Origin of the sequence: Hymenobacter pini (assembly GCF_020421205.1) — a bacterium.
Taxonomy (GTDB): domain Bacteria; phylum Bacteroidota; class Bacteroidia; order Cytophagales; family Hymenobacteraceae; genus Hymenobacter; species Hymenobacter pini.
This window is the reverse complement of sequence record NZ_JAIZZH010000001.1, coordinates 1,230,484-1,249,178: the sequence shown is the minus strand read 5'-3', so window position 1 is coordinate 1,249,178 and position 18,695 is coordinate 1,230,484. Positions and strand designations below refer to the sequence as shown.

17 protein-coding genes are annotated in these 18,695 nt (G+C 59.7%); 3 read left to right on the top strand and 14 right to left on the bottom strand.

Features of this window, described 5'->3' with window-relative positions:
• The first annotated feature begins 5 nt into the window (after nucleotides 1-5).
• Nucleotides 6-527 carry a hypothetical protein gene (locus tag LF252_RS05210; RefSeq protein WP_226268397.1) on the top strand — a complete coding sequence of 174 codons (522 nt, stop codon included), beginning with the start codon at nucleotides 6-8 and terminating at the stop codon, nucleotides 525-527.
• A gap of 104 nt (nucleotides 528-631) precedes the next feature.
• On the opposite strand, the gene acs is transcribed toward LF252_RS05210, so the two are convergent.
• The 10 genes from acs to LF252_RS05160 form a co-directional block, all read right to left on the bottom strand.
• Complete coding sequence (acs, locus tag LF252_RS05205) at nucleotides 632-2,545, bottom strand: acetate--CoA ligase (RefSeq protein WP_226268395.1); 1,914 nt, start codon at nucleotides 2,543-2,545, stop codon at nucleotides 632-634.
• Between the two features lie 69 nt (nucleotides 2,546-2,614).
• Nucleotides 2,615-2,995 carry a response regulator transcription factor gene (locus tag LF252_RS05200; RefSeq protein WP_226268393.1) on the bottom strand — a complete coding sequence of 127 codons (381 nt, stop codon included), beginning with the start codon at nucleotides 2,993-2,995 and terminating at the stop codon, nucleotides 2,615-2,617.
• Between the two features lie 92 nt (nucleotides 2,996-3,087).
• Nucleotides 3,088-5,838, bottom strand: coding sequence for an ATP-binding protein (locus LF252_RS05195; RefSeq protein ID WP_226268391.1), 2,751 nt, complete (start codon nucleotides 5,836-5,838; stop codon nucleotides 3,088-3,090).
• Nucleotides 5,839-5,934: 96 nt separating this feature from the next.
• Nucleotides 5,935-6,156 (bottom strand): hypothetical protein, encoded by a 222-nt coding sequence (locus LF252_RS05190; RefSeq protein WP_226268389.1) that lies wholly within the window; start codon nucleotides 6,154-6,156, stop codon nucleotides 5,935-5,937.
• 93 nt (nucleotides 6,157-6,249) lie between these two features.
• The gene (locus tag LF252_RS05185; protein WP_226268387.1) at nucleotides 6,250-7,752 is read right to left on the bottom strand and encodes an MFS transporter; all 1,503 of its coding nucleotides are present in this window, start codon (nucleotides 7,750-7,752) and stop codon (nucleotides 6,250-6,252) included.
• 125 nt (nucleotides 7,753-7,877) lie between these two features.
• Nucleotides 7,878-9,404: a hypothetical protein gene (locus LF252_RS05180; protein WP_226268385.1), complete on the bottom strand. Its 1,527-nt coding sequence runs from the start codon at nucleotides 9,402-9,404 to the stop codon at nucleotides 7,878-7,880.
• Between the two features lie 141 nt (nucleotides 9,405-9,545).
• Complete coding sequence (locus tag LF252_RS05175) at nucleotides 9,546-9,968, bottom strand: IS1/IS1595 family N-terminal zinc-binding domain-containing protein (protein ID WP_226268383.1); 423 nt, start codon at nucleotides 9,966-9,968, stop codon at nucleotides 9,546-9,548.
• A gap of 690 nt (nucleotides 9,969-10,658) precedes the next feature.
• Nucleotides 10,659-11,432, bottom strand: coding sequence for a DUF2490 domain-containing protein (locus LF252_RS05170; protein WP_226268381.1), 774 nt, complete (start codon nucleotides 11,430-11,432; stop codon nucleotides 10,659-10,661).
• Between the two features lie 68 nt (nucleotides 11,433-11,500).
• Nucleotides 11,501-12,427, bottom strand: a complete 927-nt coding sequence (locus tag LF252_RS05165) for a M28 family peptidase (protein WP_262904838.1) — start codon at nucleotides 12,425-12,427, stop codon at nucleotides 11,501-11,503.
• Nucleotides 12,424-12,975: an RNA 2'-phosphotransferase gene (locus tag LF252_RS05160; protein ID WP_226268379.1), complete on the bottom strand. Its 552-nt coding sequence runs from the start codon at nucleotides 12,973-12,975 to the stop codon at nucleotides 12,424-12,426. Before LF252_RS05160 ends, LF252_RS05165 begins: the two co-directional genes overlap by 4 nt.
• Nucleotides 12,976-13,058: 83 nt before the next feature.
• On the opposite strand from LF252_RS05160, the gene LF252_RS05155 reads away from it, so the two are divergent.
• Nucleotides 13,059-13,976: a flavin reductase family protein gene (locus LF252_RS05155; RefSeq protein ID WP_226268377.1), complete on the top strand. Its 918-nt coding sequence runs from the start codon at nucleotides 13,059-13,061 to the stop codon at nucleotides 13,974-13,976.
• Nucleotides 13,977-13,979: 3 nt separating this feature from the next.
• On the opposite strand, the gene LF252_RS05150 is transcribed toward LF252_RS05155, so the two are convergent.
• The 4 genes from LF252_RS05150 to tsaE form a co-directional block, all read right to left on the bottom strand.
• Nucleotides 13,980-14,816, bottom strand: coding sequence for a hypothetical protein (locus tag LF252_RS05150; RefSeq protein WP_226268375.1), 837 nt, complete (start codon nucleotides 14,814-14,816; stop codon nucleotides 13,980-13,982).
• Nucleotides 14,817-14,966: 150 nt separating this feature from the next.
• On the bottom strand, nucleotides 14,967-15,434 hold the full coding sequence (locus LF252_RS05145) for a hypothetical protein (RefSeq protein ID WP_226268373.1): 468 nt from the start codon (nucleotides 15,432-15,434) through the stop codon (nucleotides 14,967-14,969).
• A gap of 98 nt (nucleotides 15,435-15,532) precedes the next feature.
• Complete coding sequence (locus LF252_RS05140; RefSeq protein ID WP_226268371.1) at nucleotides 15,533-16,762, bottom strand: alanine dehydrogenase; 1,230 nt, start codon at nucleotides 16,760-16,762, stop codon at nucleotides 15,533-15,535.
• An 87-nt stretch (nucleotides 16,763-16,849) separates the two neighbouring features.
• Entirely contained in the window at nucleotides 16,850-17,269 is a 420-nt protein-coding gene (gene tsaE, locus LF252_RS05135; protein ID WP_226268370.1) for a tRNA (adenosine(37)-N6)-threonylcarbamoyltransferase complex ATPase subunit type 1 TsaE, read from the bottom strand.
• 122 nt (nucleotides 17,270-17,391) lie between these two features.
• Between tsaE and LF252_RS05130 the strand changes: the two genes are divergently transcribed.
• A complete protein-coding gene (locus tag LF252_RS05130) occupies nucleotides 17,392-18,648 on the top strand; it encodes a pyridoxal phosphate-dependent aminotransferase (RefSeq protein WP_226268359.1) in 1,257 nt (418 codons plus the stop codon).
• Nucleotides 18,649-18,695: the final 47 nt, after the last annotated feature.

Here is an 18,695-nt window from a genome sequence, read left to right as displayed (position 1 = left end):
CCCGTATGCAAAAGCACGTTATTGACCCCAAATCGGTGCCCGGCTGGGGCATCGACACCGACCCGCAGAACGACCCCACCTACCCCATGAAGCCCCACCGCACCGACCTGGAGCAGACGGGCTACACGTGGGAACGACCCACCCAGCAACCCGTGGATATTGAGGTGTTGCACTCCATCGAGCGGCCCAACGTAACGGCCGTGTTTGGCACTGCCTCCCCGCCCATGGGCCTGAGCGGCCTGATTCGACGGTTTGCCTTCCGCTACAGCGAGAATGAATACCTCCACTGGCTCCCCCTACTTCTGGCCGACCGGGTGAACGTGGTAGAAGGCGTACTGGAAGACCTGGTCCACGGGAAACTACCCAACATCTGGGCCGAGAAAGGCTACAACGCCTCCTGGAAACATGACCGGACCGGCCTGATTACCCGCTTGGCCACTACTGCACTGGTGGCGGGTGGTCTGGTACTCTGGCTGAAATCAGGTAAGGACAAAAAAGAAAAGAAACACCACTCTTACCGATACTAGCAGCGTTACTGCTGGCAGTTCACTCTCGGAGACTTTTCGATTCATAAGACAACAAGGCCGACCTCAATTGAGGCCGGCCTTGTTGTCTTATGAATGTTGAGCGGCTACTTCTTGCCCTTGATGATTTCGTCCACCACGGCCGGGTCGAGCAACGTGGTGGTGTCGCCGAGGGAGCCGGTTTCGCCCTCGGCCACTTTGCGCAGGATGCGCCGCATGATTTTGCCCGAGCGGGTTTTGGGCAGGCCCGATACCAGCTGGATCTTATCCGGCTTGGCAATCTTACCGATTTCCGCTACCACCGTTTCGATGATGCTGGCCTCTACCCGGGGCTTGTCGGCGTCATTGTCGCAGGCACCCTCCCGGCAGATAACGTACGCGTAGATACCCTGGCCTTTCACGTCGTGGGGGTAGCCCACCACGGCGCTTTCTACCACGTTGGGGTTCTGGTTGATGGCGTTTTCGATTTCGGCTGTGCCGAAGCGGTGGCCCGATACGTTTATCACGTCATCTACACGGCCGATAATGCGGTAGAGGCCCTGCTCGTCGCGGCGGGCACCGTCGCCGGTGAAGTAGTAGCCAGGGTAAGTGCTGAAGTAGGTCTGCACGGCCCGCTCATGGTCGCCGTAGGTAGTGCGGATGATGCCGGGCCAGCTTTGCTTGATGGCGAGGTAGCCTTCCTGGTCGTTGCCTTCGATTTCCTGGCCTTCCTGGGTGAGCAGCACCGGCCACACGCCCGGCAGCGGCAGACCCGCCCGGGCCGGTACACTGGGCGTTATACCCGCCAGCGCCGAAATCATGATGCCGCCGGTTTCCGTCTGCCACCAAGTATCCACAATGGGGCACCGCTCCTTGCCCACGTGGGTGTGGTACCAGTGCCAGGCTTCCTCGTTAATAGGTTCGCCCACCGAGCCCAGCACCCGCAGCGAGTCGAGCGAGTAGCTGAGCACGTTATCCAGGGGCGCGGCCATGAGGCTGCGGATGGCCGTGGGCGCGGTGTAGAAAATGCTAACCGAGTGCTTGTCAATCACCTCCCAGAAACGGCCAGCATCGGGGTAGGTGGGCACCCCCTCGAACATGAGCGAGGTGCTGCCCGCCAGCAGCGGGCCGTAGAGCAGGTAGCTGTGACCCGTCACCCAGCCCACATCGGCGGTGCACCAGTAGATGTCGTTTTCCTCCACCTGGAACACGTTGCGGAATGTGTAATCGGCCCATACCATGTAGCCGGCGGTGCTGTGCACCACGCCCTTGGGCTTGCCGGTGCTGCCCGAAGTGTAGAGGATGAACAGCGGGTCTTCGGCCTCCATTTCCTCGGCGGGGCAGGTTTTGGCTACATCCTCGGCTTCTTCGTGGTACCACACGTCCCGGCCTTCTTCCATGTACACGGGCCAGCCCAGGTGCTCCACCACAATCACGCGGCGCACGGAGGGGCAGGTTTCCAGGGCCTCATCCACCACGCGCTTCACCGGAATCTGCTTGGGGCCCCGGTTGAGGCCGTCGGCGGTGAGCACCACGCTGGCCTGGGCATCGTTCACCCGGTCGGCAATGGCGGTGGCCGAGAAGCCGGCGAAAATCACCGAATGCACCGCCCCAATGCGGGCACAGGCCAGCACGGCCACGGCCAGCTGCGGAATCATGGGCATATAGATGCACACCCGGTCACCCTTCTCCACGCCGTTGTTGTGTAGCACGTTGGCAAACTTGCACACCTCCTGGTGCAGCTCCCGGTAGGTCAGGCGCAGGTGGCGCTGCTTGGGGTCGTTGGGCTCCCAGATGAGGGCCAGCTTGTTGCCGCGGGTGGCCAGGTGGCGGTCCAGGCAGTTCTCGGTGATGTTGAGGCGGGCGCCCGAAAACCACTCGTTGCGGCCGGCGGGCATGTCGGAGGTCATAACCGTATCCCACTTGCGACGCCAGGTAAACGGGGTGGCCACGGAGGCCCAGAACTCTTCGGGGTGGTTGATGCTGAGGTGGTAGGCTTCGTGGTAGCCTTCGATGCTACGGATGCGGGCGTGTTCGGGCATGGGTGGCACAGGGGTTATAATGGGGGCTTTAGTGGCCAAAAGATACAAGTTTGAACGAGCGGACTGCCGCTACGCGGTGGGTTGAAGCAGGTTTTTTACCGTGGTCATGAGCTGGCGGGTGCTGAAGGGCTTGGGAATGTACATGTCCGCCCCCACCTCGTAGCCCTTCTGCACATCGGCCTCCTTGCTCTTGGCCGAAAGGAAAATGACGCGCGTTCCGGCCCGGTCGGGGCGCTGGCGGATATGGCGGCACACGGCGTACCCATCCACATCGGGCATCATGATATCCAGCAGCACCACGTCGAAAGCTGTGGCATCCACGGCCGTCAGGGCCTCGGTGCCGTTGCGGGCAATGCTGACCTGGTAGCCGCTCTTGCGCATCAGAAACTCTAGGGACATGACGATGTTCGGCTCGTCATCGACAATGAGTATATGGGGCGTCGTTGACATAACAGGGGTTTGTTTTCGAAGGAGAAGAGCAGTATCTGAGGAGTGTCAGGTTGTGGAGTAGCGGGTTACCGCTGAGTTTGTAGAACTCCATTTTAAACGAGGAAAGGCAGCTCCACCGAAAACCGAGCACCTTGCTCGGGCTGACTATCGACCCAGATGCGGCCGGCGTGCAGCTCCACAATTTTGCGGGTGATGGCCAGGCCCAGCCCCGAGCCCTCAGGCTTGCGCATGGTTTGGTGGCGGGCCTGAAAGAACTTATCGAAGATGAGCTGATGAAACTCCGGGGCAATGCCCTTGCCGTTGTCCTGCACCGTGAGGCGCAAGCCGTTGGGCAAGGCCTCCACCCCTACCGAAACGCGCCCCGTACCATCGGCACGGCACGATTTGACGGCGTTGCTGAGCAGGTTTACCAGCACCTGCATCAGCCGGTCCCGGTCGCCGGGCAGCGGGGGCAGGGCGGGCGGCACGGCCAGGTCCAGCTGAATCTGCTTGTCGCGCAGGAGCTGCCCCACGGCGTCCAGGGCGTCCGTCACCACATCAGCCACATCCACGGCTTCTACTTCCAGCGTGGCTTTGCCCGATTCGTACTTTTCCAAATCCAGCACCAGCGTAATCAAACGGCTCAACCTTTCTGATTCCTTAGTAATGGTGAGCAGAAAGCGTTGGCGCTCTTCTTCTTCAACATCAGGGTTATCGGAGAGAATTTCGGCCAGGGCCCGGATGCTGGTGAGTGGGGTGCGCAGCTCGTGGGTGACGGTGTAGAGGAATTCGTCCTTGTGGTGGTCGAGTTCCTGCAGCTGGTCGTAGGCCTGCTGCAGCTCCTGGGTGAGGCGCTGGAGCTGGCGTTGCTGCTTTTGGAGCTGGCGGTTGGCCTCCAGCAGCTGTTGGCTTTCCCGCAAGATGCCCACCACGTTATCAAAGCTGATATCCTCCACCCCCACCGAGGAGCGCAGCAGCAGCCGGGCCGAAGCGGGCCCGATGGAGCCGGCCAGCAGCTTTTCGGCGTAGGCTAGCAGGCGCGGATCGGCCTGGGGCGGGGCCACGGCGTCGGTCACGTGGGCATCGGGAAAGCGCGTCTCGAAGACCCGCAGGGCCTGGTTGGTCCGCTTCTTTCCCAGGAAGCCCACCAGCAGGGCCCGCACATCGGGCAGGGCGGCGGCGCTGTGCCAACCGGTGGGACCTTCGAAGCCCGTACCGTGCCGGAACACATCCACGAATAGCTCGGCCTGGCGCTGCTCCAGGGCCGAGGGCTGCCGCAGCAGCGATACGCCCACGTACAGCCCCAGGTTGAAAAACCAGCTCCAGAACAGTCCGTGCGAGAGGTAGTCCAGCCCTTCCAGCCCGCACAACGCAAACGGCCGCAGCCAGCGGAACCCAAACAATCCTTCCGTCAGCAGGGCATCCGGCAGCAAATCGGGGCCCACCATGGTTGGCAGCACCAGCGTGAAAAACCACACCGCAAACCCCGCCGAAATGCCGGCCGTAGCGCCCTGGCGGGTACCACCCTTCCAGTACAGCCCACCCAGCACCACCGGCACAAACTGCGCCACCGCCGCAAACGATACCAGCCCAATGTTCACCAGTGGCAGCAGGTGCCCCACCGCCACGTAGTACCCGAAAGCCAGCAGCAGTACCAGCACTACGGCCATGCGGCGGCTGTTGAGCGCCACCTGTCCTAGGCGGGCAAACCAGTGGGCCGCCTGTCCCCGGGCCGCCGGAATCCGCACCAGCAGGGGCATGAGCAGGTGGTTGCTCATCATCACGCTCAGGGCAATGGTTTCCACGATAATCATGCTACTGGCCGCCGAAAGTCCGCCCAGGTAAATGAGCAGCGCCAGCCACGGATGCCCGGCCTGCAGCGGCAAGGCCAGCACAAACGTATCGGCGTCGAAGCGGCCGGTGGGGTCCAGCAGGCGGCCCCCGAAGGCCAGGGGCAGCACCAGTAGGTTGATAACGATGAGGTAGAGCGGAAACAGCCACATAGCCTTGCGCAGATGGTCCTCGTTCACATTTTCCACCACCGATACCTGAAACTGCCGGGGCAGCAGCAGAATAGCCGCCATGCTCAATAGCAGCAGCGTAAACCACTGCCCGGGCGTGGTGCCGGCTCCGTCCAGCGTGAACAACCGGCCCAGCTCGGGCCGGGCGGCGGCCCGCTCAAACACGTCGGCAAACCCATTGAACAGGCCGTAGGTGACGAATAGGCCAGCTGCCAGAAACGCGACCAGCTTCACCAGACTTTCCAGGGCCACGGCCAGCACCATGCCCTCGTGCCGCTCGGTGGCTTCAATGGAGCGTACCCCGAACACGATGGTAAAAAACGCCAGCGCCACGGTGGTGTAAAACGCCGAGCCCGCCGCTGCCGAGGCATCCTGTACCGGCAGGTTCAAGGTGGCCACGTCCCGGGTCAGAATGTCGAAGGAAGCGGCAATGGCCTTGATCTGCAGGGAAATGTAGGGCACCACGCCCAGCACGCACACTACCGTTACCAGGGCCCCCAGCCCGGCGCTTTTGCCGTAGCGGGCCGAAATAAAATCGGCAATGGAGGTGAGGCGCTGCCCCCGGCAGATGCGGATGATTTTGCGCAATACCAGCCAGGAGGCCGGCGCCATCAGCGTAGGCCCCAAGTAAATGCCGATGAACTCCAGCCCGAAATGCGCCGCCCGCCCCACCGAGCCGTAGTACGTCCAGGCGGTGCAGTACACAGCCATGCTCAGGGCGTACACGTAAGGGTTGCTCACCAAACTGCGCCGCTCCGCCGACCGGCGCTCCGCCGCGTAGGCCACCCCGAACAACAGCACGAGGTACCCAAAGGAGAAGCCGATGACGAGCAGGGTGGGCACTTTTCAGGCAGTTAATGATGAACAGCTAGCCGCGTAAAAACCCGGCAAAATAGAATGCCAGCTTATGCGTTTGACAGCTTGGCGAACCAGCTTCCCTTAGTTCTTCGAGGACTTCACCAGCCAGCCCGTTAGCAGTACCAGCAATGCCCAGGCGGCCAGCACATACAGGTACAGTACCGGTATGCCGGCCACGCGGGTGGCGTGATTGAATACGCCCAGGAAGGGGAAGTTGAGCAGCACGGCAAACAGCAGGGCCACAAACAGCAGCCGCTGGCCGCGGCGCTGCTCGGTGCGCTCGGGGGAAGGTGGAGAAGCCATACGCGGCAAGCTAGTGAAAACCGGAGCCGGACCAACGCGCAAAAGTCCGCCGAACCAGCGGCGCGGCGGACTTCAGTAGGTGCGCGGCCGCAATTAGTCCATGATGCGCACGTTGCGCACGTCGCGCATATACGCTACCCCAATAAAGAAGCAAATCAGGGCCACAAGGCAGGGGTACGCTAGCCCAATGAGGCTGCTGTGGTCCTTAGCGAAGGTACCTTCCGGCTGCGTGGTAGCCCACACGCCAATCCAGGTAGCCACCAGCGGCACAAAGCCCCCAAATACGCCGTTACCAATGTGGTAGGGCACCGACAGGCTGGTGTAGCGCACTTTGGTGGGGAACAGCTCTACCAGGTAAGCCGCAATGGGTCCGTACACCATTGTCACAAACAGCACCAGAATGAACGTCAGCGCAATCATGGCCGGAATGTTGGGCGTAAGGGCCTTCATAACGGCCGGTACGGCTTTGCCGGCGGCATCCACGGTGGCGGGGGTAATTTCGGTGAGCGGGCCGGCAAATGCCTTAATGCCGTAAAACAGCGGAATGGTAAACAAAGCCCCGCAGATCATACCCGTCATGATGATGCGCTTGCGCCCAATGCGGTCTGACAGGGAGCCGAAGTACACGAATAGCGGCGTAGCCAGCAGCATGGCCACTACCAGAATAGTGCTGGAATCTACCAGGTCCATTTTCAAGGTGTTATTCATGAAGGAATACGCCTGGAACTGGCTAGTGTAGAAGATAACGCCCTGGCCCATGGTAGCACCGAACAGGGCGATGAGCACCAGCCGGCGGTTTACGGGGTTCATAAAGGAGTCGCGCAGGGGGTTGGTGCTGGTGGTGCCGGTGGCTTTGGCCTTGGCAAACAGCGGCGACTCGTGCAGCTTCCGACGGATGTAGTAGGAGGCAATTACCAGCAAACCCGACAGCAGGAACGGCACGCGCCAGCCCCACTCCTTAAAAGCATCCTCACCTAGAATCTTACGCGTCAGCACAATCACCGAAATGCTTAGGATCAGCCCACCGGTGGCCGTAATCTGAATGTAGCTGGTGAAGTAGCCCCGCTTTTTATCGGGGGCGTGCTCGGCCACGTAGGTGGCGGCCCCCCCATACTCCCCACCCAGGGCCAGGCCCTGCAACAGGCGCAGCACCACCACAATCAGCGGGGCGGCAATGCCAATGGTATCATAGCTTGGGATGAGGCCGGTGATAAACGTGGCCCCGCCCATAATCAGCAGCGTCACCAGGAAGGTGTACTTACGGCCAATCATGTCGCCGAGGCGGCCGAAGAACAGCGCCCCAAACGGCCGCACCACGAAGCCGGCCCCAAACACGGCCAGCGCCCCCAGCAACGAATCCTCTAACTTACCGGCGTGCCCAAACAGCACCGGCCCGATAATGGCGGCCAGGGAACCGAAGATGTAGAAGTCGTACCACTCAATGACGGTGCCCACCGACGAAGCGGTAATCACCTGCCAGATTTTACTGGTGGAAACGGTGTTGTTGTCGTGGGCCAGGGCATCATCGGCAGGTGCCGGGCCGCCCACGGGCACCGCGCCGGCGTAGGCGCTGCGCTGCGGTTGGGTATGGTCCATTGATAGTGGGATTTTAGGGTTGCTGATTGGTTCGTGTGTTGTTGGTTGGCAATTGGGAGTTGCCGGTTGCTAGTTGAGCGCCCTGCCAAGTGCAGCAAAGCAGGAGAGATTGTACTCTGACTTCCTTACAGGAAAATCTGCGTTTGCAGGGTGATTTCGGGCTTGTAGTTCACGCTGTTCACCACGCCGGTAGTCAGGTTGAGGCCGGAGAAATCGGGGCGGGCGCGGTAGTTCAGGGTCACTTTAGCGTTGTGTCCGTCCAGCAGCACGTTCACGCCGGCATCGTACACATTCACGCCCTTGGTGTCGCCGCTACTATTGTGCAGGCCCTCGTAGTTGCTGTGCAAATAGGCCACGTAGGGCTGCAAACGAGCTTTCGGACCCAGCACGCGCTGGGGCAGCAGGAAACCAGCCTGCCCGTAGAATGAGCTACCCGTACCCGACTGCGGCACGGCGTTGCCGCGCACCGGCGAGGTACCGTATCCCGGGTTTTCGGGTCCGATGAAGCGTACGTGGTTGGGCCCCATGTTGTAGTTGTAGTACACGCCGTAGAGCGTGAGGGCCGTGCGAGCCGCCGTATCCAGGGGCACGTCGTAAAACGCGTCCACCCCAAACATCTTCATGCTGTACTTATTGGTGGCAATCTGGCCGAAGGGGTCGGCGGCAACGGCCGGCGTAACGGTAACTACGCTGGAGGTAGGCCGCGCGTACATGGCATCCTTGTTATACAGGAAGCCCGCTCCTACGCTGAACACCCGCTTGGTACCCAGGTACGTGCCCTGGAAGTAGGGCAGCAGGTTGGCCTCGGGCTCCAGGAAGTTGTAGCTCACGTAGCCTTGGTACACGTGGCTGGTATTCTGCGGGCTGTACGCCGCAATACCGGTGCCGGTGTTGGTGGTAACGCCGCCTACGGTGCTGCTGGTGCCCAGGCTCAGCGGGGTGCTGGTCTGGTTGGTCAGGAACGGGTCACTGACGGAGAAACGGTAGTCCAGTTTTTGAATACGGCCTTTCGCGTAGATGCCCAGCCAGCGGGCAAACTGGTCGGTTTGCTCAATGGTAGGGAAGTTGGTCAGCGGCAGGTCAATAGGCATGATGCTGGTGGTACTGGCGCTGGTCAGGCGCGAAATGCCATTTACGTAGTGCAGGCCACCGCCCAGGCTCAGGTACTTGTTCACCTTGTACTCCGTCACGGCCTCGTGAATGAAGAACTGGGGTTTTTTGCCGTCGGTGGTGGGCGCCACGCCCCCGCTCACGGCGTTTTGGTTGTTGATACCCAGGTGCGTGTAGATGACAAAGCGCGGGTTCAACTGGGCCAGCAGCACCAGACGAGAGCGGCGCAGGCCAAAATCCACTTGACTTTTCTGCGGCTTGCCGGGGGCCCGCAGCGTACCCGTGTTGTTCTCGGTGTAGCGCGTGTATACTTGGTGCCAGGTCAGGAAACGGATATACTTGGAGCCGTCGGGCGAGAGATTCACCTTCATCCCCGCCCCGTAGGGCACCGATTTAGCAGGCGTGGCCGGCGCAGGTGGCGGTGCCGGGGCAGCCGGTGGCGGGGCGGGCTGCGGACTAGCAGGCGCGGGCTGCACCTGTGCCGTTGCAGAAGCAGCAGCGAATAGCGCACTCAAAGCCAGAGCGTAACGGGCGTTGGGCATAACGGGTGGGGTTGAGGTGAGGGAAGGCAGGCTGCACTGGCAGACCAGTTGCCCTGCGGCCCCGGTCTACCGTTGCCAAGTAGAAAAATCCTCACCGAGAAGCCGCACCCCAGCTATAGTTATGCTAACCCAGGTATAGCTTTACGCTTGTTTGAATCTCTCCCACCTGATCATCATATACTTATCCCCCAATTCCGTCACTATCAGGCCGGCTTCTTTCAGGTTCTCAGGTCGCTGAAAAAACTCCGCCAGTTCCTTCTGGTTGAGGATTTTGTAGGTAGGATGATAATCCGTCTGCCGCGGCGCCTTTACTCCGTACTTCTTCACCCAGTTCATCACCGATACGTGACTTACGCCCAGCAGCCGCTCAATTTCACGGTAGCTCACGCCCTCCACGTATAGTTGCAGAGCCTTAATTACGTAATATGGGCTGGTTTCCTTGCCCGTTTTAGCTACCGAGTAATGGTAGCCACAGTTCTTACATTTGTAGCGCTGCCGCCCACCCACTACCCCACTCTTGGTGGCTTCCATCGATTCGCACTTAGGGCAACGCAACTGGGACATGCAGCAGTGAGTAAGGACTTACGGACTAGCTATAGTTATTTAGTAAACATATACTTATTTAGCAATAAAATAGTTTTCACTTTCATATACCATGTTTGGGTATGGGATATATGCGGAACAAAAAAGTACGCGGTGGCAAACGACATCTCAAGAGGCTGCAAGTAAACAGCACAACACCTGCACCGCTGAGCCTCACTCTGCTAGAAGAATATCAGTACATGGACGAGAAGCTGGGGCTGCATCCCTGGCACTGGCACCACCTGCAGCCTCCGAAACGGGTGCGGCAGCTGGCGGCGCAACATCTGCTCACCACATTTTTCGCGTGGCAGTCTGCTTTGGCGTCACTCAGGGAGCCAGCGTATGCTGCCGTGTGGCTTGCGGGGCCGGAGTTTGCGCATAGCTCCGAAGTAACCGTGGGCATTCGGCAAAGTATTGAAAGGCATCAGAACATGTTCGGGGAACCGCACCCCGAAGGCCCGCCCCTACCGGCGGAGTATCAGGAACTACCCGGCGCAGACAGGCTAACGTGGCAGACTCACCCTTGGGAGGTTTGGTATGACGCGGATGATTTCCCGGCCGGCTGGCCCGCTAGCTTACTCCGCCACCCCCATCACGAGCATAAGTATTCCGATGGTCGGCTCTTTCTGATAGTGCAATCCGGCTGGGTATGGGTAGGGCAACTGCCGGAACTTACTGGCCCGTAAAGTCCAGGCTGTACAGTACATTCAGCCGGAAACCGTGGTTTATTTCGAAAACAGGGCGCTGCGAAACGGGCTCTGGCTCGGGGTGCTGGGTTATTTGGTTGAGGTAATTCAGCTCCACCTTGGCTTTGTCCGTGAACTGGTAGCCGAGGCCGCCGGAAATGCGGTTCTGGTTGAACACATTGCTGCCCACGTTGCGGCCGAAACTGATGAACAGTTCATCAAAGGCATTCAGGTACCACTCCCCATCCTCCACCGTAGGCCCCTGCAGCGGCCACTGCCCCGACAGCTGGTAGCGGATGCGGTTCTGATATTCCCACGCCTGCACCGGGCCCCTGCCCTCCGCGGCGCGGGTACCCAGCCAGCGCTGCTCCAGCCGCAGCCGGTGGGTAAGCGTGAGGCGGCCCAGCTGGTCGTCCAGAGACATATCTTCGTACAGCCGCTGCTCCAGCTCCGGCCGGTTGGGTACTGTGGGGTACTCACCGTACCGGTGGGTCTGGAAATAGGTGTAGCCCCCCGAAACCTTTACCCGCTCCGACAACTTGCGCACCACTCCCAACCGGGCCAGCTGTTGCTGCGGGGCCCGCAGCCAGTTCACCCGCCGCCATTGGTACTCGGTGTGCAGAGCCCAATTAGCGCTTAGTTTATGGTCGCCGGCGTACACTAGCCAGCCCAGTGTGTTTTGGTCGAGGAGGCGAGGCTGCTGGCAGAAACCGGTAGCCGGCAGCAGGCCGCAGCCCAGCAGGCAGAGGTATTTCTTCATGAACAGCTACCCCGCAGGTGCGGAGCCAGCCTCCCATACGCCTTGAAACCGGCCGGGGTTGGCGCGGGCTAGGGCTGCATCATGGTAGCCAGCAGGGCATCCACGGCCAGACCCAACCGGCGCATATCCAAGCGGCTAAGGGTGTCGGTAGGTTTGTGGTAGTGCTTGTTGCGGTAGAAGGCGGTATCAGTAATAAGCAGAGCCGGGTAGCCGAAGTGCCAGTAGTTGAGGTGGTCGGAGAAGTCGATGCCGGGCAGCCAGGCGGGCGCTTTGAACCGCCTCATGGGCAACGTGGCCGCCGTGCGGTAGTGCCGGGCAAACTGCCGCCCGAAGCGCCCGTTCCCGAATTTCTGGGCCACCGTCACGTAGTTGCCCCGCGTGCCGTACACCCATTTCAGCAGGCCTACTGGGTAGTCCTGGGTGTGCTTCCGGTCATCGAAATAGCCCAGCGTTTCCAGCGCCACCATGCCCCGTACCGGCACTCGGGCTTTTCGCAACGACTCGGCGTGCACGTAGCTGCCCATCTGCCGGGTGCGAAAAAACGGCGGCTCCTCCAGCGTGTACGCTACCACATCAATGCGGCAGGGCAACTGCTTCTGCTGACTAAGCAGCCGGGCCAGTTCCAGTAAGGCCGCTACGCCGCTGCCGTTGTCATCGGCGCCGGGCTGCTCCCCGCACACATCATAGTGCGCCCCAATGATAACACGCGGGCCATTTTCCGGCCCGAAATGCCCCAAAATATTTCGGTACGTGCGGCCCTGCACCTGATAGGTCTGCTCTGTAGGCTGGGCACCCGCTGCGGCAAACGCCGCATTAATATAGTCGGCCGCTTGGTTGAGGCTACTCTCGTGCAGGTAGTTGCGGGGCTCGGGCGTAGAAGTCAGGGCTACGATATGCTGGCGTAATTGCGCGGTATCAGCTGGCTGCACCCGGCTCTGCCCCGCACCTGTGTTAGCCAAGAATATACCCAACGTGAGGCTCAGCCAGTGCTTCATTTAGCCGAGGCTGTTTCTGTTTGCAGATATTGTGGTGGCACAGCAGCCGTCAGCCACACCCCATTAGCCGATTGGTAGAACTCTGCTCCAGCCTGGTGCATACGCCCTGCCGACACCGCCAGAATAACTGGCTTGCCGTGCCGACGGCCCACGGCTTCGGCCGTCACCTGGTCGGGCGAAAGGTGCACGTGCTGCCGGCTCCCGGGCCGTAGTCCTTCGGATAGAATCGTCTGCAGAAACCGGGTAGCGGTGCCGTGGTACAGGGTTTCGGGGGGCACTACGGGCGTCAGGCCCAGGTCAACGGCCACCGAATGGCCCTGGCTGGCGCGCAGCCGGCGGCCGTCCTCAGAAAAGGCAAACCGTTTTTTATCGTTGTCGGCTACCACCTCCTGCAGCCGCGCCAGGGTAATGCTGGCGTCGCGGGTTTGCAGGGCGGTTAGCAGCTCGTCAACGGATACCCAACCCTGGGCATCCAGCGTCAGATCCAGTTCCTGGGGATGGTGGCGCAGCGCGTAACTCAGGAGCTTGCTCAGGTGGATATTCTGCATCAGATCAAGGATTATTACTCTAATTTGCGGGCCCCAAGCTACAAAACGGCCGCGTACCACCGGTATCGCGCCAACCTCCACCCATGTCTACTCCCACCCCGTTCCGCAGCATCGTTCCGTCCAGCCTCTCCCCCTCCGACTGGCACCCGTTTATGGTCGGGGCCGTGGCACCGCGCCCGGTGGCTTTTGTGAGTACCATTGCCGCGGATGGCAGCGTGAACCTGAGCCCCTTCAGCTTCTTCAATTGCTTCGGTTCCAACCCGCCTATTCTGGCCTTCTCGCCCGCCAACCGGGTGCGCGACAACTCCCAGAAGCACACCCTGCAGAACGTGCGCGAGGTACCGGAATGCGTTATTCATATCTGCGACTACGCCATGGTGGAGCAGATGTCGTTGGCCAGCACCGAGTATGCGCAGGGCGTGAATGAGTTTGTGAAGGCCGGCTTCACCGAAGTAGCCAGCCAGCAGGTACGCCCGCCCCGGGTGCTGGAAGCGCCGGCCGCGTTTGAGTGCGTAGTGGAGCAGGTAATTGAGCTGGGCCAGAATAACGGGGCCGGCAACCTGGTGCTGTGTCGGGTAGTGCTGGCCCACTTCCGCGAAGAGATCATCCTGCCCTCCGGTATCGGTATCGACCCGCACAAGCTGGACGCCATTGCCCGCCTCGGCGGCGACTGGTACACCCGGGCCTCGGGCAGCAGCCTGTTTGAAGTACCCAAGCCCAACCGCCACCTCGGCATTGGCATTGACCAGCTCCCGGAGCATATCCGCACCTCCGATATCCTCACAGGCAACAACCTGGGCCGCCTCGCCAACATCGAAGCTCCGTCCATCCCAACCGCCAACGACGTGGCCGCTTTCCGGCACGAGCCCATCGTGAGCTACACAATCAGCAAGCACCCCGAAGCCGCCGAACAAAAAGCGGCGCTAATGCAACTGGGTAAGCAGTTGCTGGAAGAAGGTCGCCTGCTGGATGCCTGGAAGGTATTGCTGCTGGCAGAGTAGGTGCTAGCGGTGAATTGTATAGGGTACCCGCACCCGAAAAGTAGAGTCCCGGCCGTACGTAGTAATGCGGATAGTGCCATCCCAGAATGCATTCACACTGTTTTTTCCAGGTGGTAGGTTATCTGGGACAGTGAATGCTACATGGCCGTGCCCTTTGTCATCAACCGGAATTGACCGGCCATTAGCAGTCATCCGCGGGTTACGCACGTGTATTCCTTGCAGCAGCATAAGCTCCGCTTCGTACACATCGCCTGGCTTCACAGTACGCGCTTTAGGTATTGCTTGTGCTTTGATTGTAAGAAACCCATCGAAGCAGCACGATACTTTCTGAGACAGTGCTTGTAAAACTTTGTTGCCGAGCTGAATAACTTCAGTTTCCTGCTGTGCTAACCCAGTTGACGCTTCCGCCACAGTCGCTCCTTCAAAAAACGTCTCACGGTATTGTTGTATGGCGGTTGTCTTGGCAGAAGGAGTAAGATGGAGTTGGTGCCAGAAATCTACCACCTGTTCAGACGGCAGGTATTCACCACAGTGTGCTGCAAACTGTTGCAGCCCTATATAGAGAGAATCGACAGTAGTAGCTGGTCGCATAACTAGTTCTGCTACAGCTTTCCGGTTAGTGGACTCAGATATAGGTTGTGCACTTCGATGCATTGCCCTCCGAACCTTGCGCAACTTTGATATGAGTAGATTACTCTGATGTTGAATAGCCTGAGCATCCTGAAGAATTGCAACATCAACTGGTCTATTATTCTGTTTTTCTACCTGCTCGGCTATTGACTTTACTGTGCGTTTTGTGGCCTGTAGCAGCAGTTCATTTCCGCGTTGCTGGCTTTCCAAGGCTCTGTTAAGCCGTTGCTCCCGCACCTCATAACCTTGCTGGCAGCTTGTCATCCAACACACAATCGGTATTAGTACTCGGTGTATTCTCATAGTTCTAAAACGCAAAAAGCCCGTACAGTTGTACGGGCTTTAAATCTATCGTCTTCATTACACCGGCGGCATCATCCGGAAGTACTTCAGTTTCAGGCGACGCGTGAGGTACTGCGGCAGCGGGCCGCCCTGCAGGTAAGCATTTAGCACACTCTGGTAGCGCTGGGGTCCGAACCGGCTGAGCCGCAGCAGACCGTAGCCGGTTATCAGAGTACCGATAAAAATATTACTGTTGGCATGCTGCTGCAGGCTTTGGTAGTACGGCTTATCCTGCTGCTTAAGGCTGGTAGTAGCCAATAGGCCTTTCTCCACCACGGCCGTAGCCGTCAGCCCGACACCGGTCTGCAGCCAGCCGCGCGTAGCCTTGCTGCGCTGCATAAACAGGTAGCGCACCGCCCGCAAGGTATCGGAACGGTCGTAGCGCGCCGTGCTCAGGTCAGAGTGTGCTGGGGTAGTTTGCGCGTGCAGGGCCGTGGTAGCGGCTAAGCACACGCCGGTAATAAGCGTACGTATAGGTAGAAGCATACAGAAGATGGTAGAAGTTGTATGCACCGCGCGCAATATTCGCGCCGATTATAGCGGCCTGCTTATATAACCCTTCTGGATTCTCGAGGCTTACGGTCTTAGTTCCGCACGGCAATCATCAGGGCCAGTTCTTTATAGCGCATGTTGAACTTGCGGGCAATGCTGGCGTTGGTGAGCGAGCCTTTGTACACGTACACGCCCGAGCGGAAATGCTCGTTAGTGAACAGCACCTCGTTGATGCCGCCGTGCTGGCTGATTTCCTGCAGAATAGGGGTAAAAATGTTGCTCAGCGCGTTGGTAGCGGTACGCGGTACCCGGGAGGCAATATTGGGTACGCAGTAGTGAATCACGTCGTACTTGCGGAACACGGGCTTGCTGTGGCTGGTCATTTCGCTGGTCACGAAACAGCCGCCCTGGTCGATGCTCACGTCGATAATCACCGAGCCGGGTGCCATGGTAGATACCGCATCCTCCGATACCATAAACGGAATGCGGCCTTCCTCGGCATTCAGCGCCCCAATTACCACGTCGGCCCGGCGGATCTGCTGGTTCAGGGCGAAGGTATCCAGGGTGCTGGTATAGAGCTGCGGTTGACCTAAGTTCTGCTTGAGCCTACGCAGCTTATACAGATGATTATCAAACACTTTCACCTCAGCCCCCAGCCCAATAGCAGCCCGCGCGGCGTACTCGGCTACCGTACCGGCCCCCAGGATAACCACCTGGGAGGGCGGCACGCCGGTAATGCCGCCCAGGATGATTCCCTTGCCTTCGTTGGAGCGGGCCAGGTATTCGGCGGCAATGAGCATCACGGTAGAGCCGGCAATTTCCGACATGGCCCGCACCACCGGCCGCGCCCCCGAGGGGTCCTTGATCAGCTCAAAGCTGATGGCGTTGATTTTCTTGCGTAGCAGGGCCGTAATGTACTCCGCCGTAAGGGAGCCAAACTGCAGGGCCGAAATCAGGGTTTGGCCGGCCCGCATATACTCCATCTCGTCGTAGGTGGGCGGGGCCACTTTCAGGATGATATCGGCCTCAAACACCTCCTTTTGGGAATAGGCCACCGTGGCCCCGGCTTCGGAGTAGTCGTGGTCGGAGTACTTGCTGGGCTCCCCAGCCCCGCTTTCCAGCAGCACCTCATGGCCCGCCTCAACCAAGTGCTTCACGGCCTCGGGCGTGAGGCAAATGCGGTTTTCCTGCAGCGACGTTTCCCGGGGCAGCCCGATAAACAGCTTGCGCTTGCGGGTCTCCACGGCCAGCATGGATTCCTGGGTGAAATACGCGCGGCTGGTAGCTAGCTGCTCAAATCCGGGGGGCACTGCTTCGGGCATTGGATTCAATTAAAAATTAAAAATTAGAAATTAAGAATTGCAACAATTGCCCAGCCTGCAGGCGCAGGGGCGGACAATCTTTAATTTTTAATTCTCAATTTTTAATTCCCTGGAGGAGGGGCCGGTAACGGTAAGCGTGATGAGCAGCTGCTCAGCGGGTAGCAAGGCTTCTATCCGGCTAGGCCACTCAACCAGGCAAAGATAGCCAGAATCGAAGTACTCCAAGGCCCCGATTCCTTCAGCCTCGCGGGGACTGTTGAGACGGTAAAAATCGAAGTGGTAGATGGGCTGGTTCTGGGCGTCGCGGTACTCGTTCACCAGCGAGAAGGTGGGGCTGCTGACTTCCTCCTCTACCCCCAGACTCCGACAAAGGGCCTTGATAAAGGTAGTTTTACCGGCGCCCATCTCGCCCTCAAAGCAAATGATGGAGTGCCCTTGGATGGCAGCCCGCACCTGCTCGGCAGCTTCGGGCAATCCTTCGAGCGACGGAATTTCGATGGTTAGCATGGGGGCAAAGGTACGCGGAGTTGAGTGCCCGCCGAACTGCAACGCCGCGTAGTTTCGGCTAGCATTTCCGGCATTTCCTCGTTTCGTCTCTTACATTTGGCCGATTCAACCTACGACAGCCCATGCAAGTTTCGAGAATGGCCGGCAGCCTGATTGGCTCCGAAATCATCAAAATCGGCAACGAAGTCAACGATATGATCCGCAAGGGGGAGCAGATCTGCAACCTCACCATCGGCGACTTTGATCCGTCTATTTTCCCTATTCCGGCGGAGCTGCAGGCGGAAATTACCACGGCCTACCAAGCGGGACACACCAACTATCCGCCGGCCAACGGCATGGCCGCCCTGCGCGAGGCCGCCGCGGCCTTCACCCAAACCCGGTTGGGCCTCTCCTACTCGCCCAACGATTTTCTGGTGGCCGGCGGCTCCCGTCCGCTCATTTATGCTACCTACCTGGCCGTAGTGGACCCCGGCGACAAAGTGGTGTTTCCGGTGCCCAGCTGGAACAACAACCACTACTGCCACCTCTCCTCAGCGGAGGCTGTAATGGTGGAAACCCGCCCCGAAAACAAATTCATGCCCACGGCTGATGAGCTGGCGCCCCACCTGGCCGGCGCTACCCTGCTGGCCCTGTGCTCCCCGCTCAACCCCACCGGCACCGTATTCAGCCGCGAGGATCTGGAAGCCATCTGCGACCTGGTACTGGCTGAAAACAAGCGCCGGGGCCCCAATGAAAAGCCGCTATACCTGCTCTACGACCAGATTTACTGGCTCCTGACCTTCGGCAATACAGAACACTACGACCCGGTGAACCTGCGCCCTGAGCTGCGCGACTACACCATTTACATCGACGGCATTTCCAAGTGCCTGGCGGCTACCGGTGTGCGCGTGGGCTATGCATTCGGGCCAGCTACGGTAATTGACAAGATGAAAGCCATTCTGGGCCACGTGGGTGCCTGGGCCCCCAAGGCCGAGCAGGTGGCCACGGCCCAGTATTTGCCCCAGACGGCCGCCGTGGATGGCTTCCTGGGCTCGTTCAAACAGAAAGTGCAGCACAGCCTCGATGCCCTGCACCAGAGCCTGCAAGCCATGAAAGCCGATGGTTTACCCGTAGACTCCATGGTGCCCATGGGTGCCATTTACCTCACGGCCAAGCTGGATGTGTTGGGCCGCACCACGCCGGCTGGCCAGGTACTCACCTCTACCAAGGAATTGACCTCGTACCTCATCAACGAAGCGCGGCTGGCTCTGGTGCCCTTCAGCGCATTCGGCACCGATGGTAACGCCCCTTGGTTCCGGATGTCGGTGGGCGGTGCTTCCCTTGAATCGATTGAAGCGGCTATGCCCCGTTTGCGGGCGGCTCTGGAGGTATTGCGCTAATAAGGGCAGTTGCTTGAGTGTAAGCCGGCTGGCGGGGTACTTGATAT